Below are 25,448 nucleotides of genomic sequence, written 5' to 3'. Positions count from 1 at the left end.
GTGACTGTTTGGCGGCAAAGACAGCCGGGCGCCGTCCACGTTGCCCGGCTCATACGAGGAAGGAAAAAAACATGCTGCGGGTTTTGATTTGCGCCGGCGCGCTCGCTGTGCCGTTGACGGCTGCCGCGTTCACGGGGGGCGACCTCAACAAGCTGTGCACGAAGACGGACGTTGCATCCCGTAGCGCGTGCGCGGCGTACATCGAAGGGGCCGCGGACGGCGTCTTCAACACGATCGATGCCATCGGCGGGACGACGGGCCCGCGCGTCGGCCAGTACTTCTGCCTGCCGCCGGACGCGCGCTCGCAGCAACTGACGGACGCCGTGCGCAAGTACATCGCCGACAATCCGAACGTCGCCGGCTACAACGCGAGCACGGCCGTCTCGCTCGGGCTCGGCAAGGCGTTTCCCTGCAAGTCGGGTAGCTGACCGGCGGCGGGCATCGCGCCCGCTTCGTCCGTCCGCGCCGCACTCCGACGCGCGCCGTGCTGCATGCACGGCGCGCGTTTTTGCGCTTGCGGCGCGTGTGCTTCGTTCGCTTTCCGTTGGGTGCGTGCGCTTCATTTGCGAGTGCTTTGCCGCGCCGTTTTCGTTGCTGGCGCGCGCGTCGTACTCCCTTTATCGCTATTGGCTCGCGCATCTGCGGGCGCGCCCATGCGGCCGGTCTTTTTGCCTATGCCTTCCGGATGTGCACAAATGTGCAACTGATCCGTTGCAACCACGGTCGAACCAACACTGAACAACGCGCGCCGGCCACGACGACCGGCCGCCTCAACGAAAGTGGAGGGACAGCAACATGGGCCGACTGATCGTCGTGTCGAATCGCGTGGCAACGCCGACGGAAACCAAAGGCTCCGCGGGCGGGCTGGCCGTGGGCGTGTTCGGCGCGCTGAAGGACACGGGCGGGGTGTGGTTCGGATGGAGCGGCGACGTCGTCAGCGAAACGGTCGCCAATGCCGGGCCGACACTCGAAGTGGACGGCCCCGTGACGTTCGCCACCACAGGACTCACGCGCAAGGACTACGACCAGTACTATCGCGGCTTCTCGAACGCAACCCTGTGGCCCGTCTTCCACTACCGCAACGATCTCGCGCGCTACGAGCGCGACGAATACGCGGGCTACCGGCGCGTCAACGCGTGGCTCGCGCACAAGCTGATCAGGCTGCTCCAGCCCGACGACATCATCTGGGTCCACGACTATCACCTGATTCCATTCGCCGAAGCGCTGCGATCCGAAGGCGTGTCGAATCGCATCGGATTCTTCCTGCATATTCCGTTTCCGTCGCCGCAGATCCTGCTCAACATCCCGCCGCACGAAGAACTGGTCAAGTCGTTGTGCTGCTATGACCTGTTGGGCTTCCAGACCCAAAACGACGAGCTTGCGTTTCACGACTATCTGTCCAGGCACGCGCGCGGCACCGTATCGGACGATGGGCACGTCGAAGCGTTCGGGCGCAAGCTGCGCACGGGTGTGTACCGGATCGGCGTGTTTCCCGATGAGATCGCGGAGCAGGCGAAGCGGTACGAGAGCCGTCAGCATGTGCTCGACCTGAAGCAGAGCCTCGAAGGGCGCAAGCTGATCATGAGCGTGGACCGGCTCGACTATTCGAAAGGGCTCGTCGAGCGATTCCGCGCGTTCGAAGCGTTGCTGGAGCGTTCGCCCGAGTGGCGCGGCAATGTCTCGCTCGTCCAGATCGCGCCTCCGACGCGCTCCGACGTGACGACATACCAGGACATCCGTCAGCAACTCGAATATGAAGCAGGGCGTATCAACGGAAAATACTCAGGCCTTGACTACACACCCATCCGCTATCTGAACCAGCAATACGACCGCTGGAAACTGATGTCGCTGTTCCGCGAATCGCAGGTCGGCTTCGTCACGCCGCTGCACGACGGGATGAATCTCGTCGCGAAAGAGTACGTAGCCGCGCAGAATCCCGACGATCCGGGCGTGCTGGTGCTCTCGATGTTCGCGGGCGCGGCGGCGGAACTGAAGGGCGCGCTGATCGTGAATCCGCACGATTCGATCGGCATGTGCGAAGCATTGCAGCAGGCGCTCGCGATGCCGCTCGCAGAGCGCCAGCAGCGCCACGAAACGGACATGGAGGCATTGCGCAAGAACGATCTCGGCGTGTGGCGCGATTCGTTCCTGCGCGATCTGCGCAACGTGCCGGCGCCCGCTGCGTTTCCCGAGAGCTGGTCGTCGGCGAGACAGGAGAGGGATACGTGATGCGTCACCAGCATTCATTCGCTATCCGGATCAATCTCAATGGTTCTGCACGAAACGCCCGCTGTTCGGAATGCGGATGCTGAGCACGCTTCCGATCGCCAATTATCGGTCGCTTCGCGATCTGATCACGCCGACGCGGATTCGCGCGATCTGCCCGCATGGAAGTGGCCCTCGCGATAACACTACGCAGCGCGAAGGGCCGCGCAAGGCGCATGATGCTTGAAGAACCTGGCGCCGTAATCGAGTGTTTCCCGACTGTAACAGCGACATGCAATTGAAATACCCCAGGGGCTTTCGCGAAACGGTAGGCAATAATCCGTACATGGAAACGAGAGGTGCCTGGTGAGAGGCGAAGCGCGCCCCGAAGCGCCCGTTTGCTGCCGAAGCAATGGCGCCGCTTAGGGGTTGTCCGGGTTGACCGGCGTTCGACCCGAGCCGGGCGGCGCATCGACGCGTGAGCGTGCATCGGGCCGTTGCACCGCGTTTGAAAGGCCGTCTGCCTGCTGGCATACTCGTTCGCCACCGACTCGCCGCAGCGGGCCCCGCATCGTTGGCCGCTTGGAGACACACATGAGAATTGCGCAGATCGCCCCTTTGACGGAATCCGTGCCGCCGAAACTGTATGGCGGCACCGAACGGGTCGTGTCGTACATCACCGAGGCGCTCGTCGACCTCGGGCACGACGTGACGCTCTTTGCAAGCGGCGACTCCGTCACGAGCGCGAAGCTCGAAGCGGTGTGGCCGCGCGCGCTGCGCCTCGATCCGGGTATTCGCGACCGCATCGCGCCGCACATGCTGCTGATGGAACTCGTGCGCCGTCAGGCCGAAGATTTCGACGTACTCCATTTCCACATGGACTACTACTCGTTTTCGGTGTTCAAGCGCCAGGACACGCCGTTCGTGACGACGCTGCACGGTCGTCTCGATCTGCCCGAGCAGCAGCCGGTGTTCGATACGTTCAACACGGCACCTGTCATCTCGATCTCGAACGCGCAGCGTCATCCGCTGCCGCAGGCCAGATGGCTTTCCACCGTCTATCACGGGCTGCCCGAAAAGCTCTACGTGCCGCAGCCCGTCGAGCAGAAGTACCTCGCGTTTCTCGGGCGCATTTCGCCTGAAAAACGCGTCGATACGGCCATCCGCATCGCGGGCCGCTGCGGGCTGCCGATCCGTATCGCCGCGAAGGTGGACGCCGCCGACCGTGAGTACTTCGAACGCGACATCAAGCCGCTGCTCGATCTGCCGTATGTCGAATACATCGGTGAAATCGCGGATGATCAAAAGGCCGAATTCCTGTCGGGCGCGCATGCGCTGCTGTTTCCGATCGACTGGCCCGAGCCGTTCGGGCTCGTCATGATCGAGGCGATGGCGTGCGGCACGCCCGTCATCGCGTTCAATCGCGGCGCGGTGCCCGAAGTCGTCGACGACGGCGTATCGGGCTTCATCGTCGAAGACGAAATCGGCGCCGTGGCCGCGATCAATCGTCTGCACAAGCTGCCGCGCGCGCTCGTGCGCAAGCGCTTCGAAGAACGCTTCACGTCGCACCGGATGGCGCGGCAGTACATCGAGGCGTATCAATCCGTGATCCGCGCGCAGAAGCGCTCGCGCTTCAAGGTGATCGACGCGTCGTCGAGCACCACCTGACGCGTCCCCCAAAGTCGTGGTTAGCAGACGCAAGGATTGCGCATAAAGAAAGGGCGATGCAGTGAGTAGCTGCATCGCCCTTTGTCACATTCGCCGCCGACGCTCTGCGACGCAGCACGGTCGATCGACAGCCTGCCGGAACACCGGCTGCCTTGCGGACTTGCGTCCGCGTCCCGTCGTCGTGCGCAACAGCAGCCCGGCCCCGTCGCACGGAGGAAAACGGGCCGCGCCGGCGTCACATCGTCAGATCTTCAGCCGCGATACCTTCGTGCCGTTCAGCGACACGTCCGCCATCAGGCCGGCATTCGTCAGCACGAAGGCCTGGACGGGAGCGGTGGCCGTCGTCGTGTCGACGGCGCCGTTCGCACCGACCTTGACGAGCGCAACCGACGCATCCGCGCCTGCCGACCAGCCGTCCGAATTGCGGAATTTGTCGAGCGCGTCCTGCGTCATGAAGAGGAAGATGATCGCCTTCGACTGCGCGCCCGCTGTCAGGCCGAACGAGCCGGAAACCGTGCTGTAGTACCCGACGGAGTGGCCGCCGACACGCAGCGCGCCTTCACCATACTGTCCGCCGACCACGAAGCCGACCTGCAGCACGGACGGGAACACGAGGACGCCACGCGCCTTCGAGACCAGCTCGCGCGATCCGCTGACCGAGGTGTACAGACGCGACATCGTGCCGTCGACGCTGGCGTCGATCGACTGGCGTTTGGACATGTCGGTAGCGGCCGATTCCCCGCTGCTCTTGGTGGTGGTGCAGCCGGCCAGTGCAAGGCTTCCGAAAGCGAGCGCGGCGGTACTCTTCAGAATGAAGTTTCGTCTTTGCATCGTTTTTCTCCATCGTGGTTCCGGGGTGCAGCCTCAGTTCACGCGGGTTGCCTGTTTAGTTATATCACACGCACAAGAAAGCAAGGGTCTTGCGAGCACCGCGCAAACCCTTGTGCGACGGGCACTCCGGGGATGGTCAGCGAATCGTTGGGTAATTCTGGCCGGTCGCTGGCCGTATGCCGCAACGGCGTCCCGGCGGCGTCGAACGATCGCGCGACGTCATACGAATGGCTCGCTTCGCGGCGAGCTCCGTGTCATTCGGCGGTGGCGGATACAGGTCGTATTTACCGGCTTCTGCGCTGCGAAAAAATCGGTCGAAAGGCAATGGAAAGTGTTGCGGGAATGCCGCAACGGCTTCCGTCGGGCCGCCGAGCCACATACACGCCGCATCGCCATGATGCCGGTTTCGTCATTGGTGGCGCGCGAGCGCCTGAAGCGCGCGAGCGCTAGTGATTCGCCGTGCTCTTGTTCACGGGCGGCCTTCGCAGCGCGCGCCGCACGATCCCGATGACAAAGCCGATCGCGAAGATCGTTGCGGCCGGCACGATCCAATAGCCGACGAACGCATGCCACAGATAGCTCGCGAGCGTGCTCTTGCGGACCTCATATTCGTTGAGCGCGTCCTGCTGACGCGGCGCATTGGCCGCGAGCACGTCGGCGGGACAGCCGGCCGCGCGCGCATCGTCGGGCTTGCCTCGGCAGCGCGCGGCGGCGCCGGCGGCGCGTTGCGCGTCGGTGAGCTGCCAGGTCGTGAGCGCGTTGTTCAGGTCGACCCGGTTATAGGCCATCTCCTCCTGAATCTCGCGCACGGCGACGATCGTCACGGGCACCGCCCAGAATACGATCACCACCAGCCAGCGACGCAGCCAGCGATTCTTGTGTCTCCCAACCATCCTTGCCTCCGTGCGATGCGCGAGGGGCATCAACGACAAGCTGGCGGCCCGTGGGACTTGTTTTAGGTGGGGTGGGCCGTCTGTGTGCAGCCATCATAGAAGAAAATGGCCCGCAAAGTGCAGGGCGCGATGCGCCGGGCGGTGCCGATATGTGCGCGACATCGCAAGGCGCGCAAACCGCGAGCGCGTGACTTGCCGCGCGACACCGGTAACGGGCACGGCCCGAGCGCAAAAAGAAAACGGCGCCCACACCAACGGGCGCCGCTTTCCGCGCTTTGCTGTTCGCTTCCGCTTCGTCCCGTTCAAGCGACGAAGCTACGATATAGCGAACCGAACCTCGGTTAGCCCTTGTTGCTCAGGCAGGTCTTCATGAACGCCTTGCGCTCGTCGCCTTTCTTGTCGCCGGCTTGCGTGTTGCACGCCTTCATCTTGTCCTGTTGCGACATCGGCGTCGAAGCAGCCGCCGGCGCGGCCGACAGGCAGCTCTTCATGAACGCCTTGCGCTCGTCGCCTTTCTTGTCACCGGCCTGCTTGTTGCAATCGGCCATCTTCGTTTGCTGGCTGTTCGCGGCGAAAGCCGGCGACGCGAGCAAGCCCGTCAGGGCGAGGGCGGTGATAATGGCTTGCATCTTCATGGGACACTCCATCACGGTTGTGGATGTTGTTGGTTCTCGTGAGACGGGCTTCGAGCCGGGCGGGTCGCCTTCGCTGTGATTGGCCGTCACCATTGCTTCGCATGGTGCCTGTCAGAACGAACGGACAGGGCAATCGGTTGACCGGGACACCTTTCGGAATGCACAGGTATTTCCCCAGGATCGCTGGGTCAAGCAGTCGATACCGCTATGCTTGAGTCGTAACCATCCAGGAGTTTTCACTATGCACTATCTGTTGATCTACGATGTGTCATCCGATTATCTCGAACGCCGCGCCGAGTTTCGTGGCGCGCATCTGAAGCTCGCGTGGGCGGCCGCCGAGCGCGGCGAGCTGCTGTTGGCGGGTGCGCTGGCCGATCCTGTCGATACCGCCGTTCTGCTGTTCGAAGCCGGTTCGCCCGAAGTGCCTGAAGCGTTCGCCAAAGCGGACCCGTACGTGCTCAATGGACTCGTCACGCAATGGCGCGTGCGGCCCTGGACGACAGTCGTCGGCGAGCACGCGTCGACGCCTGTTCGTTGAACGCGCATCCTTCGCTTGCACATTGCGATTGCATCGCAGAAGACCAAAACCACGGCTTGTCGAAAGCGGTCAAGAGCGCCTCGCGCAGCGGAAATATGCAGCTCAAACAGAGAATCCGTCTGCGCGATGGCGTTTTATGCTGGCTCATTAAGTTGAATTCACACGCGCCTGTTTTGTCGCGCATCTTCCATGCTCACACGCATGCGTCATCGCGTCGGCGCGAGCATTGCCGCGGTGTCGCGCGCTATTCGCGCGTTGCGTGGGACGTCGTAACCGACGTCGTTTCTGTGTCGATCAAACCCGATTGCCTATCGTCGGAGACCGCGCGTGCAAAAAATCGATAAAAAATCATTCAATAATTTAGCGATTGTTTTCCGTGTGGAGAGAATGGCGCAATTCGGTTAGTCGATGAAGTTATTTGACGCTTCTTTCATGGTAGGTTAATGCCGGCAACCTTTTGACAGGTAGGGTCATGAACCTGCATTTGCTCGCCGGCGTTGCCGTGCCGTTGCTGCAATAAGCGTTTCCGCATATCGCGAAGCGCTGCGCAACGAGCCGATCAGCCGTATCCGGATGACTCCGGAAAATATGCCGCAATTCGAGGACAACGAGTGAGTGCCGCGTGCCCGGACCTGCGCATGCCACAAGCAAGATTTACGTCGCACATGTGAATTGATTAATCAAATCGCGTCATTATTTCCGAATTCATTTCATATAATGGTTTGGCCCGCGAAATGAATCAATAATTAATTGTGGCGTCGTATTTGTGGCTCGTTTCGACTGATTTTGCGCTAGTCTCTTCCGGGCACGATATCGCGCCGCCTGTCCTGGCGATTGCATACATTCAATCAACCGAGTGGAAATGCACACCATGCTGAAAGTCACCAAAGCCGTCTTCCCTGTCGCGGGTCTTGGAACACGTTTTTTGCCCGCCACGAAGGCGAGCCCGAAGGAGATGCTGCCCATCGTCGACAAGCCGCTAATCCAGTACGCGGTCGAAGAAGCGATTGCCGCGGGCATCACCGAGATGATCTTCGTCACGGGCCGCAGCAAGCGCGCAATCGAAGACCACTTCGACAAGTCCTATGAGATCGAAGCGGAACTCGAAGCGCGCGGCAAGGAGCAACTGCTCGAACTCGTGCGCAGCATCAAGCCTTCGAACGTCGACTGCTTCTACGTGCGTCAGGCGGAAGCGCTCGGCCTGGGTCATGCCGTGCTGTGCGCGGAAAAACTGGTCGGCGAAAGCCCGTTCGCCGTCATTCTCGCGGACGACCTGCTGCACAGCGAACAGCCTGTGATGAAGCAGCTCGTCGACGTGTTCAACCACTATCACAGCTCGGTGGTCGGCGTCGAAACCATCGCGCGCGAGGCGAGCCGTTCGTATGGCGTCGTCGACGGCAAGGAATGGGAAGAAGATGTGATCAAGCTGTCGGGTATCGTCGAGAAGCCCGCGCCCGAGAAGGCGCCGTCGAATCTCGGCGTGGTCGGCCGCTATGTGCTGATGCCGACGATCTTCCGGCACATTCGCGCGCTGAAGCCGGGTGCAGGCGGTGAGCTGCAACTGACGGACGCACTGGAATCGCTGCTGACGGAACAACAGGTGCTGGCCTACCGCTACTTCGGCACGCGTTTCGATTGCGGCAGCAAGCTCGGCTATCTGAAGGCCACCGTCGAATTCGCGCTGCGTCACCCGGAAGTGCGCGCGGAGTTCGAGGACTATCTGCAAAGCTATCTGCCGATGCATCTGACGGCAGCCGCCGCCTGAAAGCAGCGTCTATGGCAGCGCCATCGTCTCTACCCGCTGTCGCCTTGTACATCGGTGCGCGCGAGCGCACGCGTGATCCGCTTCACGCGTGCCCGCTCGCCGGCGATGTACGCGCGAGTATTGCGCGTACGTCGTCGTCGGTGGTTTCGCTGAAATCCGCATAGAACTGGCTCACGCTGAAGAAGAGTTCGGGCGACGCCACGCAGACGAATTCGTCGACGTCGCTGACGATGCGTTCAGCCGCGTCATACGGCGCGACGGGCAACCCGGCGACGAGCTTCGCCGGGCCGCGCGCACGCAACGCGCGCGCGGCCGCCTTCATCGATGCGCCCGTGGCGAGTCCATCGTCGACGATGATGGCGACGCGGCCCGCAACGTCGACGCTCGCGCGCCGCGGATCGCGAAAGAGCGCCTCACGCCGCGCGAGCTGCGCTTTCTCGTCTGCCAGCACGCGGTCGAACTCCTCCTGCGAAACACCCGACTCGCGCATCAATTCTTCATCGAGGTAGAGCGCGTCGCCCGACGCGATCGCCCCCATTGCCAGTTCCGGTTGCCACGGCATGCCCAGCTTCCTGACGACGAGCACGTCGAGCGGCGCGCCGAGCGCGCGCGCTACTTCATACGCGACGGGCACGCCGCCGCGCGGCAGCCCGAGCACGACCACGTCGTCGCGTTGCGCGTATTGCTTCAACTGATCGGCGAGCGCGCGGCCCGCGTCGGCACGATCGGCAAATCGACAGAACATGATTCGCTCCCACGTCCGCTACAAATCCGTTCATTCACTATAGGACGTTGAGCATCGAGAGTGCCGACTCCTGCAACGGACGCAACACGCGATTCAACGCGGCTTCCGTCGTTTCCTTGCCCATCGGCATGTTCGTGCTGAGCGCCGCGACCACTTCGCCGTGGCGGTTCTTCATCGGCACGGCGACGCCGCGCACGCCGATATCGAGTTGCTGCTCGATCACAGCGAAGCCATCGGCCTGCGCGCGGCGGATCTTTTCCAGCAGCCCCGTCTTGTTCGTCACCGTGTGCGGCGTGAAGGGCGCAAGCTCGGTTTCGTTGAGCCACGCCTGCATCGCTTCCTGATCGCGGTGATACGCGAGCAGCACGACGCCCGGTGACGTGAGCGGGGCAGGCACGCGCGCGCCGAGCACGAAGCCCGTCGTCATCACGCGCGACGTGCCGTTGCGCGCGATGAACACCAGCTCCCAGCCGTCGAGCACGCTCACGTAAACCGACTCGTTGATCGTCGCGCTCAGTTGCTGCAAATAGGGCTGCACGGTCTTCGGCAGACGCGCGGAGTCGAAATACGACCAGCCGACGCGCAGCACGCGCGGCGTCAGTCCGTACAGCTTGCCGTCGCCCTGCACGTAGCCGAGATGTTCGAGCGTCAGCAGATAGCGGCGCGCGGCCGTGCGCGTCATGCCCGTCAGTTGCGCGGCCTGGCTCGGCGTGAGGCGCGCGTGTTCGCTGTCGAACGACTCGAGAATGGCGAGCCCTTTTTCGAGGCCGGCGATCCAGTCCCGTTTGTCCAGTGGCGGTCGGTTCATAGCAATTACCCTTATTTTGCGCGTTTAACGCATCTGTACGCGCGATTATCGCGCGAACGATGCGTTTTGTTCTTGGGTCAGCGCGTGTTTCCCTCATAGCATCCAATCACGCGCCGACCCACAGCCGACACGCGGCCGACGCCTCGAACACCCGACAAAACCCTGGAGACACGCGATGACCGCCCCGATGCCCCGCCTGGTGCTAACCCGAAAAGCGCGCGCTGAGCGCACAAGCGCGTGCGATTATCGAACGCTTTCGTCGTCGGGAGCATTGCTCGCGCACTGACGCCTGCCTATTCTTGAGCCACTTTCAGCGCCCGGCTCAGCAACCCGCGCTGCAAACACGATATCCGAGACATCCGTCATGACTTCCGCCATTCGTTCCACCGAATCCCCGACATACGTGAGCGCCGAAAAAAGCCGCGCGCGCAAGGCCGCTCTCGGCAGCTTCGTCGGCGCCGTCGTCGACTGGTACGACTTTCTGCTGTACGGCATCGTCGCCGCGTTGATCTTCAACGCCGAGTTCTTCCCCAACATCAGTCCCGCGATGGGCACGCTCGCGGCGTTCGGCACGTTCGGCGTCGGCTTTCTGTTTCGTCCGCTCGGCGGCTTCGTGTTCGGCCACTATGGCGACCGCCTGGGCCGCAAGCGCATGCTCGTGCTGACTGTGATGATGATGGGCCTCTCCACTGCATTGATCGGCCTGCTGCCGACGTTCGCTTCGATCGGCTGGTGGGCGCCCGTGCTGCTGGTGCTGCTGCGCGCGATCCAGGGCTTCGCGGTCGGCGGAGAGTGGGGCGGGGCAGCGCTGATGGCCGTCGAGAGCGCACCCGAAAAGAAGAAGGCGTTCTATAGCAGCGGCGTGCAGGTCGGCTACGGTGTCGGGCTGATTCTCGCGACAGGCATCGTGTCGATCCTCACGTCGACGCTCGACAACGATGCATTCAAGGCGTGGGGCTGGCGCATCCCGTTCGTGTTCAGCGTGGTGCTCGTGCTGATCGGCCTGTGGGTGCGATCGAGCATGGAGGAGTCGAAGGAGTTCGTCGAGAAGGTCGAGAAGACGCATCACCGCGCGCGCCTGCCTCTCTTCGACGCGTTGCGCGAGAACCCGAAGGCGTTCCTGCTGATCATCGCGCTGCGTCTCGCGGAGCTGTTCACGATGTACATCGTGACGGCCTTCGCGCTCAGCTATTCGACGAGCAACCTCGGCATGCCGCGTCAGTTCTTCCTGAACGTCGGCCTGCTGGTCGGCGCGGTCAGCATCGTGACGATCCCGCTCTTCGCGCTCGCAGCAGACCGCTTCGGCCGCCGCCGCGTCTATATCACGGGCGCCGTGATCGGCATGCTGTCGGCCGTGCCGTTCTTTCTCGCGCTCGATGCGCGCTCGACACTGTGGATCGTGGTCTTCGCCGTGATGCTCGCGAACGTCGCGCACGACATGGTGGTGAGCGTCCAGCAACCGATGTTCACCGAGCTCTTCGGCACCGAGTTCCGCTACAGCGGCGCGGGCGTCGGCTATCAGGTGGCGAGCGTGGTCGGCGGCGGCTTCACGCCGTTCATCGCGGTCGCGCTGGTCAGCATGGCGGGCGGCTCGTGGCACCCCGTCGCCGCGTATCTGGCGATCGGCTGTCTGCTGTCGGTGCTGGTTGCGTGGAAGATGAAGACGCGCTGAAGCGCGGACTTCGCAACGCCTGCGAGAGCATCAGAGATACCGCACGCGAACATCGCACGCGAGCACAGCGCCGCGGCTTGCGAACGATAAGTAGAACGCGGCGCGCAGCATCACGCGTTTCATCGAAGAAGGTCTTGCCATGAATCACGATCCGAATCAGCCTTGCATCATCTCCGTTGCGATCACGGGCTCCGTGCCGCGCAAGAAGGACAACCCGGCCGTGCCGATCTCGGTGCCCGAGCAGATCGAGAGCACGCACGAGGCGTATGAAGCGGGCGCGACGCTCGTTCATCTTCACGTGCGCGACGAAGACGAGCGCTCGAGTTCCGACCGCAACCTTTTCGCAGAGCTTCAGGAAGGCATCCGCAAGCACTGCCCCGACATCATCATCCAGTTCTCGACGGGCGGCCGCGGCCGTTCGTTCGAGCAGCGCGGCGCAATGCTGGACCTGCGCCCCGACATGGCCTCGCTCGCGACGGGCTCGGTGAACTTTCCGACGACCGTCTACGAGAACCCGCCCGATTTCGTTCGCGCGCTCGCGCAGTCGATGCTCGACTACGACGTGAAGCCCGAAATCGAAATCTTCGATCTCGCGATGTTGTACAGCACCGTCGATCTGGTTCAGCAAGGGCTGTTGAAAGAGCCCGTTCACGTGCAGTTCGTGATGGGCGTGAAGAACGCGTTGCCCGCGCGGCGCGAAATTCTCGAATTCGAAGTCGCGCAACTGCACAAGCTGCTGCCGACGGCAACGTGGACGGCAGCGGGCATCGGCCGTCACCAGCTCGAAGTGAACTACTGGACGCTCGAAATGGGCGGCCATTGCCGCACGGGTCTCGAAGACAACGTGCGCTGGGACAAGGACACGCTTGCGAAGAGCAACGCGCAACTGGTCGAGCGCGTCGCGAAGCTGTGCGATGAATTCGGCCGTCCCGTCGCGACCGCGAAACAGGCTCGCGAGCTGCTGTCGCTCAAGCCCGCTGCATAGAAACGAATCTTCACTGACGTCATACCCATGCTTCGCTCCATTGCCACCGTGTCGGTCAGCGGCACGCTCGTCGAGAAGCTCGCCGCGATTCGCGCAGCGGGCTTCGACGGCGTCGAGATCTTCGAGAACGACCTGTTGTATTTCGACGGCTCGCCCGCCGACATCCGCAAGCGTTGTGCCGATCTCGGCCTGCAAATCATGCTGTTCCAGCCGTTTCGCGATTTTGAGGGTGTATCGAAGGAACGGCTGGCGCAGAACCTGAACCGCGCGCAGCGCAAGTTCGAGCTGATGCACGAGCTCGGCACCGATCTCGTGCTCGTGTGCAGCAACGTCAATGCAAACGTGATCGCGGACGATGCGCTGATCGTCGATCAGCTCGGCCAGCTTGCATCGCTCGCCGAGCGCGAAGGCGTGCGCGTCGGCTTCGAAGCACTCGCGTGGGGCAAGCACGTGAATTCGTATCGTCACGCATGGCGGCTCGTCGATGCCGTCGATCATCCAAGCCTCGGCGTGATACTCGACAGCTTCCATACGCTGTCGATCGGCGACCCTATTGATCCCATCGCCGACATTCCGGGCGAACGCATCGCGTTCGTGCAGATCGCGGACGCGCCGCTGCAGAAGATGGACGTGCTCGAATGGAGCCGCCACTATCGATGCTTTCCCGGGCAGGGCGACTTCGACGTGGCGGGCTTCGCGGATCGCGTGCTCGCAACGGGTTATCGAGGGCCGTTTTCGCTGGAGATTTTCAACGACGGCTTTCGTGCCGCGCCGACAGCCGCGACGGCCGCGGACGGCTATCGCTCGCTGCTGTATCTCGAAGAGCAGGCCGCGCAGCGACGCGTCACGCCCGCGCTACAGCAGCCTCTGTTCACGCCGCCCGCGCCGCCGTCGATTTCGGGTTTTCAGTTCATCGAGTTCGCCGTCGATTCGACAAGCGCGCCACGTCTTGCGCAACGCTTTGCCGAAGCGGGATTTCATGCCGCGGGCCGGCATCGGTCGAAAGACGTGACGCTCTATCAGCAAGGCGATGCGTCGATCGTGCTCAACGCCGAGACCGATTCGTTCGCCAGCGCGTTCTTTCATACGCATGGCTTGTCGTTGTGCGCGTCGGCGTTTCAGGTCGACGACGCGGCGCGCGTGTTCGAGCGCGCGACGTCGTTCGGCTATGCACCGTTTTCGGGCCGCGTCGGGCCAAACGAGCGCGTCGTGCCCAGCGTGCGTGCGCCCGATGGCAGCCTGCATTACTTCGTCGATGCGCGGCCTGACGAGCCCACGCTCTACGAAGCCGACTTCGTTCTGAACCCGCCCACGCCCGATGCCGCGCATTCGCCCGCAGAGCGGGGCGCACTCGAACGCATCGATCACGTGTGCCTGAACCTGCCCGCCGATGCGCTCGACACCTGGGTCCTGTACTTCAAGGCCGTGTTCGGTTTCGAGGCCGAACCCGCGTGGCTGCTGCCCGATCCTTATGGACTCGTGCGCAGCCGCGCGGTGCGCAGCGCCGACGGCTCCGTGCGCATCGTGCTGAACGCATCGCAAGACGGGCATACGTCCGTTGCGGAGTCGTTGCATACGTATCGCGGCTCGGGCCTGAGTCACGTGGCCTTCGTCACCGACGACATCTTCGCCGCCGTCGAACAGTTGCGCGCACGCGACGTTCGGCTATTGAGGATCCCGACAAACTATTACGATGACCTTGAAGCACGTTACGATTTCCCTGATGGCACGGTGACGAAGATGCGCGATGCCCACGTCCTCTACGACAGGGATGCGCAAGGCGGCGAGTTTTTCCATGTCTACACCGAGCAGATGGACGGCCGCTTCTTTCTCGAGGTCGTCCAGCGCGCGGGCGGATACGACGGCTACGGCGCAGTCAACGCACCCGTGCGGCTCGCTGCACAAGCTCAACGCAAGAACGGCTCGACGACGTGAAAGGTGCGCCTTGGCAGTAACCCTTAGCGGTCCTCGCATTACCCCTGTTTTCCCGCATTAATTCAGTTTTTCCTGCAACACCACGCAGCACTGGCGGCGACGGTCTTCGTGTGTCCGTTCGTTTGTTCGCCGCCGACACGCAATGCAAAGCATCGTCATAACAGTCAAACATAAGAGGACTTGGAGATGAAAAGACGTTACCCCGGACGTTACCCCGAACTCAAAGCGGCACTGGCCGGCGCAGCGATGGTGGCGTCGATACCCGCGTTCGCGCAGAGCAGCGTGACGCTGTACGGCATCGTCGATAACGGCATCGGCTATCAGTCGAGCTCGACGACGCTCGGTTCGACGTCGGGCGGCCACTCGGCGTTCAAGATGATCACGGGCGTGTGGGCGGGCAGCCGCTTCGGCCTGAAGGGCGCGGAAGATCTGGGCGGCGGCACGAAGGCGATCTTCACACTGGAAGAAGGCTTCAGCGGCAACAACGGCGCGATGTCGACGACCAACCTGATGTTCAGCCGCCAGGCCTTCGTCGGCGTGACGAACGCCACGTATGGTTCGCTGACGGCAGGCCGTCAATACGCGTCGTACTACCAGCTGCTGTCGCCGTATAGCCCGACGACCTGGCTCACCGGCTTCTACGGCGCGCACCCCGGCGATCTCGATGGCCTCGACACGATCTATCGCGCGAACAACACGCTGCTGTACATGTCGCCGACGCTCTACGGCTTCAAGTTCAGCGGCTCGTATTCGTTTGCCGGCGTACCGGGCAGCGTTAACCAGGGCTCGACGTGGAGCACGGCGATCCAGTATGCGCAGGGGCCTGTCGGCGTTGCAGTCGGCTTCTCGCGGATCAACAACTCGACGGTCGGCGGCGGCGCATTCGGCGCCGATTCGACGACGTCGAATGCGGGCGCGCAGACGGGCGTCTCGGCCGTGACCAACGGCTACCGCACGGCGCAGGCGCAGCAACGCTTTGCAGTCGGTCTGGGCTACACGTTCAACAGCCAGTTCGACATCACGGCGACGTACACGAACGTGCAGTACATTCCCGGCACCGGCTCGGCGTTCCACAGCGAGGCGATCTGGAACACGGGCGGCATTGTGCTGCACTGGAAGCCGACAGCCTCATGGGACTTCGCGACGGGCTACAGCTACACGCGCGCGACGAAGGCCAACGGCATCACGAGCAGCGCGCAGTATCAGCAGTTCAACCTGTCCGAGTACTACTCGCTGTCGAAGCGCACGGGACTGTACGCGTTGGAGGCGTATCAGCGCGCGAACGGACAGACGCTCGGCAACAACGGCGCAGGCAACATCATCAACGCGACCGCGACGCTCGGCGATGGCTTCAACTCGTCGCCTTCGTCATCGCGCAGCATGGTCGGCGTGGGCGTGGGTATCGTGCATCGGTTCTGATGCCGATCGTTGTTCATGCATCGGAAGCAGCAAAAAGCGCCGCGCTTGCGGCGCTTTTGTTTTTTATGCGTGAATCTCGCGCAGAATCGCATGCGGTGATAACTTCACTGCGTTTCGCGCGTATCAGGACCGCTGTTTGCTTAGGGCGTCGGCTACTGCCGCGCGTCGCGCGCTCCACGGCGAAAGCACGCATATCGCGGGGAGCATCAAGAAAGGGCCATCAAGAAAGTGCATGATAAGTGCACGGCAGTGGGTGGCCAGCCGGGATGAAGATGCTCATCGGCTGCTACAATCCTGCGTCATTGCAATACAGGTGAACACATGGGCTTTGAACAACTGGCGAAGCTGAGGGACGAACTCGCCAAACAGGCAAACGCGCAGCGCAAGCAAAAGCAGGCGGCGAAAGAGCAGGCGGCCCCGGCGGGCGCCAAGGATGCCAAAGCGAAGGACGCAAAACCCCGGGACGCCAGGCCGGCGGCAAAGCCTGCCGCGAAGCCGGCAGGCAAGCCAGCGGGTAAGCAGGCGCCGGCGGGCAAGCAGGCGCAGGCGCGGCCGGCCGCGCGGCAAAATCCCGTCGATCCCGTCGTGCATACCATCGGCAAACTGCAAAAGCGCTTTCCGCTGGCGTTTCCGAAGAATCCTGCGCCGAAGGTGGCGCTGAAGATCGGCATTCTCGAAGATCTGCTTGCGCAAGCGGGCGAACTGAAGCTGACCGAGCAGGAAATCCGCGACGCCGTGAGCACCTGGTGCCGCGGCAGCCGCTATTGGGCAAGCCTGACGGAAGGCGCGCCGCGCGTCGATTTGACCGGTACGGAAACCGGCAAGGTCACGGCATCGGATTCGGCGTTTGCGCGCCGTCGCTCGGGCGGACGGACGAAGCCCGCCAAGCCGGAGGCCGAGGCGAATGCCGTCGCGAAGGCTGCGGAGGAAGGTGGCAAGCCGGAGCCGGAAAGCACTGCCGCCGATGAAGGCAAGGCGTCTTCTGACGCTGATCAGGCTCGCGACTGATAGCCGGTTCGCGGAGCGGGGCAGCGAAAGGGCCGCGAAAGGGCAGCGAAACGGCGGGGAAGTAAGTCACCCGAGCAATGACGAATCGGGCGACACATCCTCGCCGCCCATTTCTCCGTCATGCAGCGCGCGCCGCACGCCTCACGTGCGCTCGATATCCTTGATTTTTCGTGCCGGCACGCCGCCGACGAGCGTATAGGCCGGCACATCCTTCGTCACGACGGCCCCGGCGGCAACCACCGCCGCCTCGTGAATCGTCACGCCGGGCAAAATAGTGGCGCCCGCACCGATCCATACCTTGTTTTCGATCCGGATCTCCTGATGATCCAGTCCGCGTCCGAGCACGGGCTCGAACACGAGACCATGCGTTGCCGTCTCGAACGACACACGCGGTCCGATCTGCACATCGACGCCGATCGAGATCCGGCTGTTGCGACAGGCGAGGCGCGTATCGGCGTTCAGATACGCGCGGTCTCCGATCGAAATGCCGCCGATCGTTTCCTCGTTGAGGCTCATCTCGACATTCAGCGGTCCGATGATCGTCACGTCCTTGCCGATCACCATGCCCGCCGTGCGATACATCGAAGCGCGCGTGCGATTGAAAGGGCCGTACATCGGCATCATGTTGCCGAGGCTCATGAAGATGTGTCGTTTCAGTGCCGTCAGTAGCTTCATCGTTCCGCCTTGATTACCGCGCATCGTGCGTCGTCGCGCGGTCGAACGTCGACGTGCTGGTGGGACGCACGCGCGGTCGGGTTGTTCTGACCTCAGCCGTTCTTTGAAGGACATGTCGATAATCCCGGCTCGCTCGATGGGCCGTCGCCATCGAACCGCCTGGTTCGACTAAAAGTGTGATCTTACCGATCGCTTGCACCGGCGAGACCGCTCGATCCTCCAAGTGGCCTATTCAGAGGGGGTTTTGGCGCGAATTCAGGCGTCGTGCGCCGCAACGTCGACGTGATCGCGATGCGTGTCGGAATGTTCCCCTTTTCGCCTTGATCTGCGCTGGATCGACGCCTGCCATCGGATGCGGGTGATCCGGCTATTCGCCATGCATGACGCAACGCCGTTCGCTACAGGGAACGCGTAGCCTCGACACACCATGTGCTCTTTCCTTGACCACCTTCGCGCGTGCAACTGCGCGCATGTCTTCCATCGCCCGAATCACTCGCGCATCGCTGTTCTGTGACGCTTTGCCGGGCGGTCCGACACGCCCTGAAAGCGGCGACTAGCGGTGGACTGCATGCGCCGCTACCCCCTCAAAGGACAGGGTGCGCACGAAACGTATTGGCATAGCATTGCGCCACGAACTGCCCTTAATAACGTCAGCAATCCCCGAACCCGGTCGAGTCGAACAGGAGACGAGCAGCATGTATATCGGCATCAACATGGGGTATATCGCCACCCTCTTTACACCAGGCCAGGAAATCGAATTCGCACAGGAGGCGGAGCGACTCGGCTACCGTTCGCTGTGGGTTGGCGAGCCGTATGGCAACGACGCGGCAACGGTCCTCGCTGCGCTTGCGGCCTGCACGAAGCGCATTCAGATCGGGGCGGGCATCTTTGCGATTCCTGGCCGAACGGCTGCCATGACGGCACAGACGGCCGCGACGCTGGACTGGCTGTCCAACGGACGCCTGCTGATGGGCCTGGGCCCAAGTGGCACGCAAGTCTCGGAGGGCTGGCATGGCGTGCCGTTCGCAAAGCCGCTGCTGCGCACCCGCGAGTATGTCGAAGTGATCCGCATGATTCTGCGCCGCGACAAGCCGCTCGAGTATCACGGCGAGACGATACGTCTGCCGCTGCCAGGGACCGAGGGCAAGCCGCTCAGGCTGATCATGCACCCAGTGCGTCCCGCTGTGCCCATTCTGCTCGCCGCGCTCGGTCCGAAGAACATCGAATTGTGCGGCGAGATCGCCGACGGCTGGCTCCCATTCTGGTTCGCTCCCGAGCACGCAGCGACGCTGCGCGCGCCGCTGGAGGCGGGCGCGCGCGCGGCCGGCCGCGACCCGTCCGCGATCGACGTCATGGTCAACGTGATCGTTCATATCGACGACGACCTTGAACGGGCACGCAACACGATGCGGCCGAGGCTTGCGTTGTACGTCGGTGGCATGGGCTCGAAGGAAAACAACTTCTACAAGACGCTCGTGAGCTCGTATGGCTATGCCGACGTCGCCGAACAGGTCCAGGAGCTTTATCTGTCTGGCCGCAAGGCCGAGGCAGCAGCGCTTCTGCCCGATGAACTCGTCGACATGGTGACGCTTTGCGGCCCCGCTGACCGGATCGCGGAACGGTTGCACGCGTATCAGGCCGCCGGTGCCCATACGGTCATTCCGATGTTCGAGACGAGCAATTTCGAGGAGCGGATGTCGCAGCTGCGAGCGTTCGTCGATATCGCGAAGCGCTCCGGCTGCGTGACATTGAACCTCGATTGACGGGATCGACCATCGCTTGAGCGGGCACGAGCGGGACTGGCGACACGTCGCCGGAGCGTGACATGTCCGGACTCGAGTTGCGCACCGAAACGTGCGCGGCGCCGAAGTGCGCATAGCCAACACGACGCGGCGATTCAGGTCGCGGGAATCGAACAGACACGCGAAGGGCAACATGGAGCAACAGCAAAAACCGACGATCGCCGTGCTGGGCGGAACGGGTAATGAAGGTAGCGGCCTCGCATTGCGCTGGGCGCAGGCCGGCTACAGGGTCATCATCGGCTCGCGCAATGCAGAGAAGGGTGCGCGCATATGTGCCGAACTGAACGACGTACTCGGGCGCGCGGCGCTGACGTGGCAGGACAATCCGACTGCCGCACAGGCAGCTGACATCGTCGTGCTGACGGTGCCGTATGCGGCTGCACGCGCCACGGCCGATGAAGTGCGCAGCAGTCTCGGCGGCAAGATTCTGATCGACGCGACCGTGCCGCTCGTTCCGCCCAAGGTCGCGCGCGTGCAACTGCCCGAGGGCGGTTCGGCCGTCGCGCAGATGCAGGCGCATCTCGGCGCGGACGTGCGCGTTGTCGCGGCATTCCAGAACGTCTCGGCGCATCATCTGCGCGATCTTGCGCATGAGGTCGAATGCGACGTGCTCGTGTGCGGCGACGACATCGACGCACGTGACACCGTGATCGGTCTCGCGCGCGCGATCGGCCTGCGTGCGTACCATGCGGGGCCCATCTGCAACGCCGCGGCCGCCGAGGCATTGACATCGGTGCTCATCGCCATCAATTCGCGCTACAAGATTCCGGGTGCGGGCATTCGTATCACCGGTTTCGAAGCCGATCCTCACGCGCGCGAGCAATGAAGCTGCGGCAACCGAAGCAGATCATCTCGACGGCACTGGCAGCCGTCCCGCTTGCATCGGCAGGCGACGATCTCGCGGCACGCGTGCTCGACGCACTCGATCGGTCCAGCCTGAGAGCGTACGCATGAAACCCTGGCTCGTCGTACCCGTTCGATCGATACGCGACGGCAAGCAACGCCTCGCCGACGTATTGAGCGAGCACGAACGCGTTCGTCTCAACACGATGCTGCTTGAGCATGTGCTAGCCGAGGCCACGCGGTTTCCCGGACGCGGACGCACGCTCGTGGTCACGCGCTGTGCCGAGGTGGCGGCTGCGGCGCGGAGAGCGGGCGTCGAGTGGCTCATCGAGCGCAATCGCACAGGGATGAACGGCGCCCTCGACGAAGCACGCGCCTGTCTGGCCACGAATCGCGGATCACGCCTGATGACGGTGTCGTGCGATCTGCCGTTGCTGTGCGCCGACGATCTGATCGCGCTGGCGACAGCCGCTCCCGAGGCCACCGGCGTCGCGCTTGCACGTGACCACACGGGTTGCGGCACCAACGCGCTATGTCTGCCACTCGACGTTCCGTTCGCGTTCAGCTTCGGCAAGGACAGTGCAGGGCGACACTGCAGCGCAGCGGCGCGAAACGGCCTGCCGGTCGTCGAGATTCAGCGACCGGGGCTTGCCGTCGATCTCGACACGCCGGCCGACCTGCAAGCGCTGCGTTTCGTCGTGCCGTGGCTGTGGCCGCACGCGCGGGCAGCGTAGCGGCGTACGCGAACCGCAAGCCGAGCGCGGCGCACCGCGCGCCCGATGTTCCGTCTGAACATGAACACGCCCCGATGCAAACCAATAAGGAGATCAACTTTGGAAACCCGTATCACACGACTGTTCGGTATCGAGCATCCGATCATTTGTTCGGGCATGAGCCACATTGCCGTACCGGAACTCGTCGCCGCGGTCTCCGAAGCGGGAGGGCTGGGCATTCTTGCGACAGCTCCCTTGACCCCCGAATCGACGCGCGAGTCCATTCGCCGTGTGCGCGCGATCACCTCGCGTCCGTTCGGCATCAACATCACGATGTTGACGGCGTTCGCGGCGGGGAACGTGCGCGTCGCGCTGGAAGAGCGCGTGCCCGTCGTGAATCTGTCGCTTGGACGAAGCAAGGAAATCACCGATGCCGTTCACGCCTATGGCGGCAAGATCGTCAGCACGGTGACGACCGAAAAGCATGCGCGTGCCGCGCAAGCGGCTGGCGCCGACGCGTTGATCGTGACGGGTCACGAAGCGGCCGGACATGGCGGCGCCGCGACGTCGCTGACACTCGTGCCCGCCGTGCGCGATGCCGTGGAGCTGCCCATCATCGCGGCGGGAGGGTTCGCTGACGGGCGAGGGCTGATTGCGGCGCTGGCGCTCGGCGCCGACGCCATCGCGATGGGTACGCGCTTCGCGTTGTCGCTCGAAAGCCCGCTGCACGCGCACGCAAAGGACACGGCGATCAGCAAGAGCGTCGCCGACACGCTGTACAGCCCGAACTTCGACGGGATTCCATGCCGTGTGATGGACACGCGAGCCGCGCGCAAGCGTGCTCGCCGCGCGATCAGTTTCATCGAGGCCGTGCCGAGTGCGCTGGCGAGCGCCGCCCAGCTCGGCATGTCGTTGCCTCAGATTCTCAGAATGGCGCTCGCCCGGCCTGCGAACCTGGTGCAGCAAGTGCAGATCGGCGCATTGACGAAATCCACGCTGCTGTCCATCAGGAAAGGCGACATGGAGCGCGGGATCTTGCCGATCGGACAGGTTCAGGGACTGATCGACGAGGTGCTGTCCGCCTCGGCGATCATTCAACAAGCGCTCCACGAAGCAGAAGAGATACAGAACCGGATGGTGTCGGCTTGATCGCCGCGTGTTCGATATCGACGCGGCGCGCCGTCGGATGCTGTAACCGGGATTGAATCGCGACAGGTCGACGACGGCGATGCATCGATATTAGTAAGGAATGGAAAACAACAAGGCGATCGACATTCTTTTGACGACAGAAGGAACGCGCAAGGGCGGCGGCGATGCGACAGCGCAATCCTGTCTGGAATCGGCGGCATTCGCAATCCCATATTGAAACGAAACCAACGGGTGGAAAGACTATGAAAGACAATTCAGCGGCGTTTCTCAGCGAGCAGGAGCTGATGATCCGCGAAACGGCCAGAAAGGTCGCGGCGGAAGTCGTGGCGCCGACTGCCGCCGAACGCGACAGGACGTGCGCGTGGCCACGCGCCGAATTGAATCAGGTAGCGGAGCTCGGATTTCTCGGTATGCTGGTTCCTCCCGAGTACGGCGGATCGGGCGCGAGCTTCGTCGAGTACTGTCTCGCGATCGAAGCCTTCGCGGCAGCCGATGCGGGATTCGCAACGATCCTGCACGTTCACAACACGATGGGCGGCATGCTCGCCTCCGAGGGCAACGCCGCGCAGAAGGCGCGCTATCTTCCCGATCTGGTATCCGGCAAGACCATCGGCGCGGGGCTTCTGACCGAACCGCAGGCGGGTTCCGATACGGCGGCGTTCCGCACGTCGGCCCGGCGCGAAGGCGATCACTACGTGCTGAACGGCACGAAGCAGTTCATCTCGAACGGCAGCGAAGCCGGCTTCGCCTTTGCGTTCGCCATTACCGACAAGAACGCGGGGAAGGGTGGCGGAAGCATGTTCATCGTCGACCCCAGCGAGCCGGGCTACGTCGTTGCGCGCGTCGAAAACAAACTGGGACAGCGTTCGGCACATGTCGCGCAAATCCAACTGGATAATTGCCGCGTTCCCGTCGAGAATCTTCTTGGCGAAGAGGGCACTGCCTACAAGCGGCTGATGGGCGGATTCTCCGAAGGGCGCATCGGGATTGCTGCCGTCGCGGTTGGGGTCGCGCGCGCGGCACTGGAAGCCGCCGTGCAGTACGCGAGGGAACGCGAAGCTTATGGCTCGCCCATTATCAATTTGCAGGGCGTAGGGTTCGATCTCGCCGACATGGCGACCCAGGTCGCAGTGGCGCATCAGTTTGTCCTTCACGCAGCGAGACTGCATACGGCGGGTATCCCGTGCGCGTCCGAAGCGTCGATGGCGAAGCTCTACGCCAGCGAGATCGCCGAAAAAGTGTGCTCGGATGCGTTGCAGATTCACGGCGGCTACGGCTATCTCGCCGATTTCCCCGTCGAGCGCTATTACCGCGATGCGCGCGTGACCAAGATTTACGAAGGAACGAGTCACATCCAGAAGCTCATCATCGCTCGCAACCTGGTCTAAGCCCCGTTCGGTCGGATCATCGGGTGAGCCGATCCGATCGTTCTCGGGCAAAGGTCCGGCATCGATGACCGGGCGGCGCAATCAGGCGTACGAACTGGATCGATAGGGCTGTCGAATCTTCCAGAAACCGGATGCACAAACAAAAGGAGACAACGCGTGAAACTCAATTTTGCGAACCTCATGGAGAAGCTCGCCGTCCGGTTCGCCGACCGCGAGGCACTCGTCAATATCGAGCGGCAGCGGCGCTATACCTATCGGGAACTGCATCGCCTCACCAACCAGATCGTCAACATGATGCGCGAGCGTCTGATGTTGCGCCGCGGCGACGTGTTCATGTGCCTGCTGGAAAACGACAATCTGTCGCTGATGCACGCGTGGACCACGCTCAAGGGGGAGGCGACCGCGGCGTGGACCAATTTCCGCGATTCCGTGGACGAACATCGACGGCAGTTCGAATTCATCCGTCCGAAAGTCGTGTTCATGGAGAACGCGCTGATCGATCGTTACTACGACACGTTGCATGAGTCGGGCGTGACCGTGGTCTGCATGGATCCCGTGGACGTCGCGCGCGACGGTCTGTACTACTTCTGGAATCTTCTCGATGGCGTATCGGATGCGAATCCGGGCGTCGTCAGCGACGCATTCAACGATCTCATGGTGTACCGCTTTACGGGCGGCACGACAGGGAACAGCAAATGTGCGCAGTACACGATGGACAACTGGCTCGCCTCGCGTGATTCGTTTTACGCGGAATTCGAGCAGCACTACGAGCCTGATACCCGCTATCTGCACATGGCGCCCATCAGTCACGGCTCCGGTCTCGGTTTGCTGCCGACGTTGTTTCGCGGCGGCTGCTCGGTCACACAGAACACGCCGGATCTCAAGTTGTGGTGCAGCAATGTCGAGCGCGAGCGGATCACCTTCAGCCTGCTGCTCCCAACCCTGATTTACCGGCTGCTGGAATTGCAGGAGGCCGCGCAGCACGATCTTTCGTCGCTACGCACGCTGACCTACGGCGGCGCGCCGATGAGTCCCGCCAAGCTCAGACAGGCACAGCAGCGCTTCGGCAATATCTTCGTGCAGCAGTACGGTTCGACGGAATGCCTCCAGGCCGTGACGTGCTTGACGAAGGCCGATCATCTTGCGGCAAGCGATGCTCAACTCGCCTCGGCCGGGCGTGTGGCGCCGGGCGTGGACCTCAGGGTGGTGGGAAATGACGGCGTGGACGTGGCGCAAGGCCAGACTGGCGAGTTCTGGCTTCGCTCGCGCGCCACGGTGTCCGGCTACTTGCACAATCCGGAGGGCACTGCCGCCGAGTTCGAAGACGGTTACTGGAAATCCGGCGACATGGGTTATATCGACGAGCAGGGCTTCCTGTATATCGTCGATCGCAAGAAGGACGTGATCATCACCGGCGGGTTCAACGTGTATGCGATCGAAGTGGAGGCTGCGCTGAATTCGCATCCGGCCGTGCAGATGTCGGCTGTGGTCGGCGTGCCGCACGAGGAATGGGGCGAAGCCGTGCATGCGGAGGTCGTGCTGCGGAGCGACGCCCGGGTGACTCCGGAGGAACTGATCGAGCATGTCAAAGGCCGTCTTGGCCGCTTCAAGGCGCCGAAATCGGTTGAGTTTGTGCAATCGCTTCCGGTGAGCGTGGTCGGGAAGGTGCTGCGTCGACAGGTTCGGGAGCGGTACTGGAAGGATCGTGCGCGGATGGTGTCGTAGGGCTCAAGGATTAGAGGCGACGGTCGGATGCGCGTCGGAGTTTGCG

General features: G+C 62.9%; 23 protein-coding genes. 17 read left to right on the top strand and 6 right to left on the bottom strand.

What is annotated here, in order from left to right; translation table 11 throughout:
* Positions 1-71: 71 nt before the first annotated feature.
* From VSR68_RS20775 to VSR68_RS20765, 3 genes are all read left to right on the top strand, one after another.
* On the top strand, positions 72-428 hold the full coding sequence (locus tag VSR68_RS20775; protein ID WP_090862326.1) for a Rap1a/Tai family immunity protein: 357 nt from the start codon (positions 72-74) through the stop codon (positions 426-428).
* Between the two features lie 367 nt (positions 429-795).
* Positions 796-2,229 (top strand): alpha,alpha-trehalose-phosphate synthase (UDP-forming), encoded by a 1,434-nt coding sequence (gene otsA / locus VSR68_RS20770; protein ID WP_342941644.1) that lies wholly within the window; start codon positions 796-798, stop codon positions 2,227-2,229.
* Between the two features lie 570 nt (positions 2,230-2,799).
* A complete protein-coding gene (locus VSR68_RS20765; protein ID WP_342941643.1) occupies positions 2,800-3,873 on the top strand; it encodes a glycosyltransferase family 4 protein in 1,074 nt (357 codons plus the stop codon).
* Positions 3,874-4,116: 243 nt separating this feature from the next.
* Here VSR68_RS20765 and VSR68_RS20760 read toward each other — a convergent pair whose 3' ends face one another.
* The 3 genes from VSR68_RS20760 to VSR68_RS20750 all read right to left on the bottom strand — a co-directional run bounded on the left by VSR68_RS20760 (position 4,117) and on the right by VSR68_RS20750 (position 6,232).
* Positions 4,117-4,704 (bottom strand): BPSL1445 family SYLF domain-containing lipoprotein, encoded by a 588-nt coding sequence (locus tag VSR68_RS20760; RefSeq protein WP_152764790.1) that lies wholly within the window; start codon positions 4,702-4,704, stop codon positions 4,117-4,119.
* A gap of 446 nt (positions 4,705-5,150) precedes the next feature.
* A complete protein-coding gene (locus VSR68_RS20755; RefSeq protein WP_342941642.1) occupies positions 5,151-5,597 on the bottom strand; it encodes a hypothetical protein in 447 nt (148 codons plus the stop codon).
* A gap of 341 nt (positions 5,598-5,938) precedes the next feature.
* The gene (locus tag VSR68_RS20750) at positions 5,939-6,232 is read right to left on the bottom strand and encodes a PsiF family protein (RefSeq protein ID WP_342941641.1); all 294 of its coding nucleotides are present in this window, start codon (positions 6,230-6,232) and stop codon (positions 5,939-5,941) included.
* Positions 6,233-6,473: 241 nt separating this feature from the next.
* On the opposite strand from VSR68_RS20750, the gene VSR68_RS20745 reads away from it, so the two are divergent.
* Both VSR68_RS20745 and galU read left to right on the top strand, forming a co-directional pair.
* Positions 6,474-6,770, top strand: a complete 297-nt coding sequence (locus tag VSR68_RS20745; RefSeq protein WP_342941640.1) for a YciI-like protein — start codon at positions 6,474-6,476, stop codon at positions 6,768-6,770.
* 871 nt (positions 6,771-7,641) lie between these two features.
* A complete protein-coding gene (galU, locus tag VSR68_RS20740; protein WP_342941639.1) occupies positions 7,642-8,535 on the top strand; it encodes a UTP--glucose-1-phosphate uridylyltransferase GalU in 894 nt (297 codons plus the stop codon).
* Between the two features lie 82 nt (positions 8,536-8,617).
* Here galU and VSR68_RS20735 read toward each other — a convergent pair whose 3' ends face one another.
* On the bottom strand, positions 8,618-9,280 hold the full coding sequence (locus tag VSR68_RS20735; protein ID WP_342941638.1) for a phosphoribosyltransferase: 663 nt from the start codon (positions 9,278-9,280) through the stop codon (positions 8,618-8,620).
* A gap of 37 nt (positions 9,281-9,317) precedes the next feature.
* The gene (locus VSR68_RS20730) at positions 9,318-10,088 is read right to left on the bottom strand and encodes an IclR family transcriptional regulator domain-containing protein (RefSeq protein WP_342941637.1); all 771 of its coding nucleotides are present in this window, start codon (positions 10,086-10,088) and stop codon (positions 9,318-9,320) included.
* A gap of 364 nt (positions 10,089-10,452) precedes the next feature.
* Here VSR68_RS20730 and shiA point away from each other — a divergent pair, with 364 nt between their 5' ends.
* From shiA to VSR68_RS20705, 5 genes are all read left to right on the top strand, one after another.
* Positions 10,453-11,760, top strand: coding sequence for a shikimate transporter (gene shiA / locus VSR68_RS20725; protein WP_342941636.1), 1,308 nt, complete (start codon positions 10,453-10,455; stop codon positions 11,758-11,760).
* Positions 11,761-11,899: 139 nt separating this feature from the next.
* A complete protein-coding gene (locus VSR68_RS20720) occupies positions 11,900-12,745 on the top strand; it encodes a 3-keto-5-aminohexanoate cleavage protein (protein ID WP_342941635.1) in 846 nt (281 codons plus the stop codon).
* A 27-nt stretch (positions 12,746-12,772) separates the two neighbouring features.
* Positions 12,773-14,680, top strand: coding sequence for a bifunctional sugar phosphate isomerase/epimerase/4-hydroxyphenylpyruvate dioxygenase family protein (locus VSR68_RS20715; RefSeq protein WP_342941634.1), 1,908 nt, complete (start codon positions 12,773-12,775; stop codon positions 14,678-14,680).
* Positions 14,681-14,866: 186 nt separating this feature from the next.
* A complete protein-coding gene (locus VSR68_RS20710; RefSeq protein ID WP_342941633.1) occupies positions 14,867-16,099 on the top strand; it encodes a porin in 1,233 nt (410 codons plus the stop codon).
* Between the two features lie 321 nt (positions 16,100-16,420).
* On the top strand, positions 16,421-17,107 hold the full coding sequence (locus VSR68_RS20705) for a ProQ/FinO family protein (protein ID WP_342941632.1): 687 nt from the start codon (positions 16,421-16,423) through the stop codon (positions 17,105-17,107).
* 141 nt (positions 17,108-17,248) lie between these two features.
* Here VSR68_RS20705 and VSR68_RS20700 read toward each other — a convergent pair whose 3' ends face one another.
* Positions 17,249-17,782: an acyltransferase gene (locus VSR68_RS20700; protein WP_342941631.1), complete on the bottom strand. Its 534-nt coding sequence runs from the start codon at positions 17,780-17,782 to the stop codon at positions 17,249-17,251.
* A 695-nt stretch (positions 17,783-18,477) separates the two neighbouring features.
* Here VSR68_RS20700 and VSR68_RS20695 point away from each other — a divergent pair.
* The 7 genes from VSR68_RS20695 (at position 18,478) to VSR68_RS20665 (ending at position 25,402) form a co-directional block, all read left to right on the top strand.
* The gene (locus VSR68_RS20695) at positions 18,478-19,545 is read left to right on the top strand and encodes an LLM class F420-dependent oxidoreductase (RefSeq protein ID WP_342941630.1); all 1,068 of its coding nucleotides are present in this window, start codon (positions 18,478-18,480) and stop codon (positions 19,543-19,545) included.
* Between the two features lie 172 nt (positions 19,546-19,717).
* Entirely contained in the window at positions 19,718-20,410 is a 693-nt protein-coding gene (gene npdG, locus VSR68_RS20690; RefSeq protein WP_342941629.1) for an NADPH-dependent F420 reductase, read from the top strand.
* A complete protein-coding gene (locus tag VSR68_RS20685) occupies positions 20,407-20,538 on the top strand; it encodes a hypothetical protein (protein ID WP_342941628.1) in 132 nt (43 codons plus the stop codon). Before npdG ends, VSR68_RS20685 begins: the two co-directional genes overlap by 4 nt.
* Entirely contained in the window at positions 20,535-21,161 is a 627-nt protein-coding gene (gene cofC, locus VSR68_RS20680; protein ID WP_342941627.1) for a 2-phospho-L-lactate guanylyltransferase, read from the top strand. Before VSR68_RS20685 ends, cofC begins: the two co-directional genes overlap by 4 nt.
* Before the next feature lie 99 nt (positions 21,162-21,260).
* Positions 21,261-22,289 carry a nitronate monooxygenase gene (locus VSR68_RS20675; RefSeq protein ID WP_342941626.1) on the top strand — a complete coding sequence of 343 codons (1,029 nt, stop codon included), beginning with the start codon at positions 21,261-21,263 and terminating at the stop codon, positions 22,287-22,289.
* A gap of 242 nt (positions 22,290-22,531) precedes the next feature.
* Positions 22,532-23,677, top strand: a complete 1,146-nt coding sequence (locus tag VSR68_RS20670) for an acyl-CoA dehydrogenase family protein (RefSeq protein WP_342941625.1) — start codon at positions 22,532-22,534, stop codon at positions 23,675-23,677.
* Between the two features lie 156 nt (positions 23,678-23,833).
* On the top strand, positions 23,834-25,402 hold the full coding sequence (locus tag VSR68_RS20665; RefSeq protein ID WP_342941624.1) for an AMP-binding protein: 1,569 nt from the start codon (positions 23,834-23,836) through the stop codon (positions 25,400-25,402).
* Positions 25,403-25,448: the final 46 nt, after the last annotated feature.

This window comes from Paraburkholderia phymatum (assembly GCF_038900715.1).
GTDB classification, from domain to species: domain Bacteria; phylum Pseudomonadota; class Gammaproteobacteria; order Burkholderiales; family Burkholderiaceae; genus Paraburkholderia; species Paraburkholderia phymatum_A.
The sequence above is the reverse complement of the archived record's forward strand: the minus strand, read 5'-3'. Positions and strand labels throughout refer to the sequence as shown.

Excerpts from the sequence above, each read along its gene's own strand:
- shiA (WP_342941636.1), top strand. The coding sequence starts at position 10,453 with ATGACTTCCGCCATTCGTTCCACCGAATCCCCGACATACGTGAGCGCC.
- VSR68_RS20765 (WP_342941643.1), top strand. The coding sequence starts at position 2,800 with ATGAGAATTGCGCAGATCGCCCCTTTGACGGAATCCGTGCCGCCGAAA.
- VSR68_RS20730 (WP_342941637.1), bottom strand. The coding sequence starts at position 10,088 with ATGAACCGACCGCCACTGGACAAACGGGACTGGATCGCCGGCCTCGAA.
- VSR68_RS20760 (WP_152764790.1), bottom strand. The coding sequence starts at position 4,704 with ATGCAAAGACGAAACTTCATTCTGAAGAGTACCGCCGCGCTCGCTTTC.
- VSR68_RS20745 (WP_342941640.1), top strand. The coding sequence starts at position 6,474 with ATGCACTATCTGTTGATCTACGATGTGTCATCCGATTATCTCGAACGC.
- VSR68_RS20710 (WP_342941633.1), top strand. The coding sequence starts at position 14,867 with ATGAAAAGACGTTACCCCGGACGTTACCCCGAACTCAAAGCGGCACTG.
- VSR68_RS20670 (WP_342941625.1), top strand. The coding sequence starts at position 22,532 with ATGAAAGACAATTCAGCGGCGTTTCTCAGCGAGCAGGAGCTGATGATC.
- VSR68_RS20755 (WP_342941642.1), bottom strand. The coding sequence starts at position 5,597 with ATGGTTGGGAGACACAAGAATCGCTGGCTGCGTCGCTGGCTGGTGGTG.
- otsA (WP_342941644.1), top strand. The coding sequence starts at position 796 with ATGGGCCGACTGATCGTCGTGTCGAATCGCGTGGCAACGCCGACGGAA.
- VSR68_RS20695 (WP_342941630.1), top strand. The coding sequence starts at position 18,478 with ATGTATATCGGCATCAACATGGGGTATATCGCCACCCTCTTTACACCA.
- npdG (WP_342941629.1), top strand. The coding sequence starts at position 19,718 with ATGGAGCAACAGCAAAAACCGACGATCGCCGTGCTGGGCGGAACGGGT.
- VSR68_RS20750 (WP_342941641.1), bottom strand. The coding sequence starts at position 6,232 with ATGAAGATGCAAGCCATTATCACCGCCCTCGCCCTGACGGGCTTGCTC.
- VSR68_RS20685 (WP_342941628.1), top strand. The coding sequence starts at position 20,407 with ATGAAGCTGCGGCAACCGAAGCAGATCATCTCGACGGCACTGGCAGCC.
- VSR68_RS20705 (WP_342941632.1), top strand. The coding sequence starts at position 16,421 with ATGGGCTTTGAACAACTGGCGAAGCTGAGGGACGAACTCGCCAAACAG.
- VSR68_RS20735 (WP_342941638.1), bottom strand. The coding sequence starts at position 9,280 with ATGTTCTGTCGATTTGCCGATCGTGCCGACGCGGGCCGCGCGCTCGCC.
- cofC (WP_342941627.1), top strand. The coding sequence starts at position 20,535 with ATGAAACCCTGGCTCGTCGTACCCGTTCGATCGATACGCGACGGCAAG.
- VSR68_RS20775 (WP_090862326.1), top strand. The coding sequence starts at position 72 with ATGCTGCGGGTTTTGATTTGCGCCGGCGCGCTCGCTGTGCCGTTGACG.
- VSR68_RS20700 (WP_342941631.1), bottom strand. The coding sequence starts at position 17,782 with ATGAAGCTACTGACGGCACTGAAACGACACATCTTCATGAGCCTCGGC.
- VSR68_RS20720 (WP_342941635.1), top strand. The coding sequence starts at position 11,900 with ATGAATCACGATCCGAATCAGCCTTGCATCATCTCCGTTGCGATCACG.
- VSR68_RS20715 (WP_342941634.1), top strand. The coding sequence starts at position 12,773 with ATGCTTCGCTCCATTGCCACCGTGTCGGTCAGCGGCACGCTCGTCGAG.
- galU (WP_342941639.1), top strand. The coding sequence starts at position 7,642 with ATGCTGAAAGTCACCAAAGCCGTCTTCCCTGTCGCGGGTCTTGGAACA.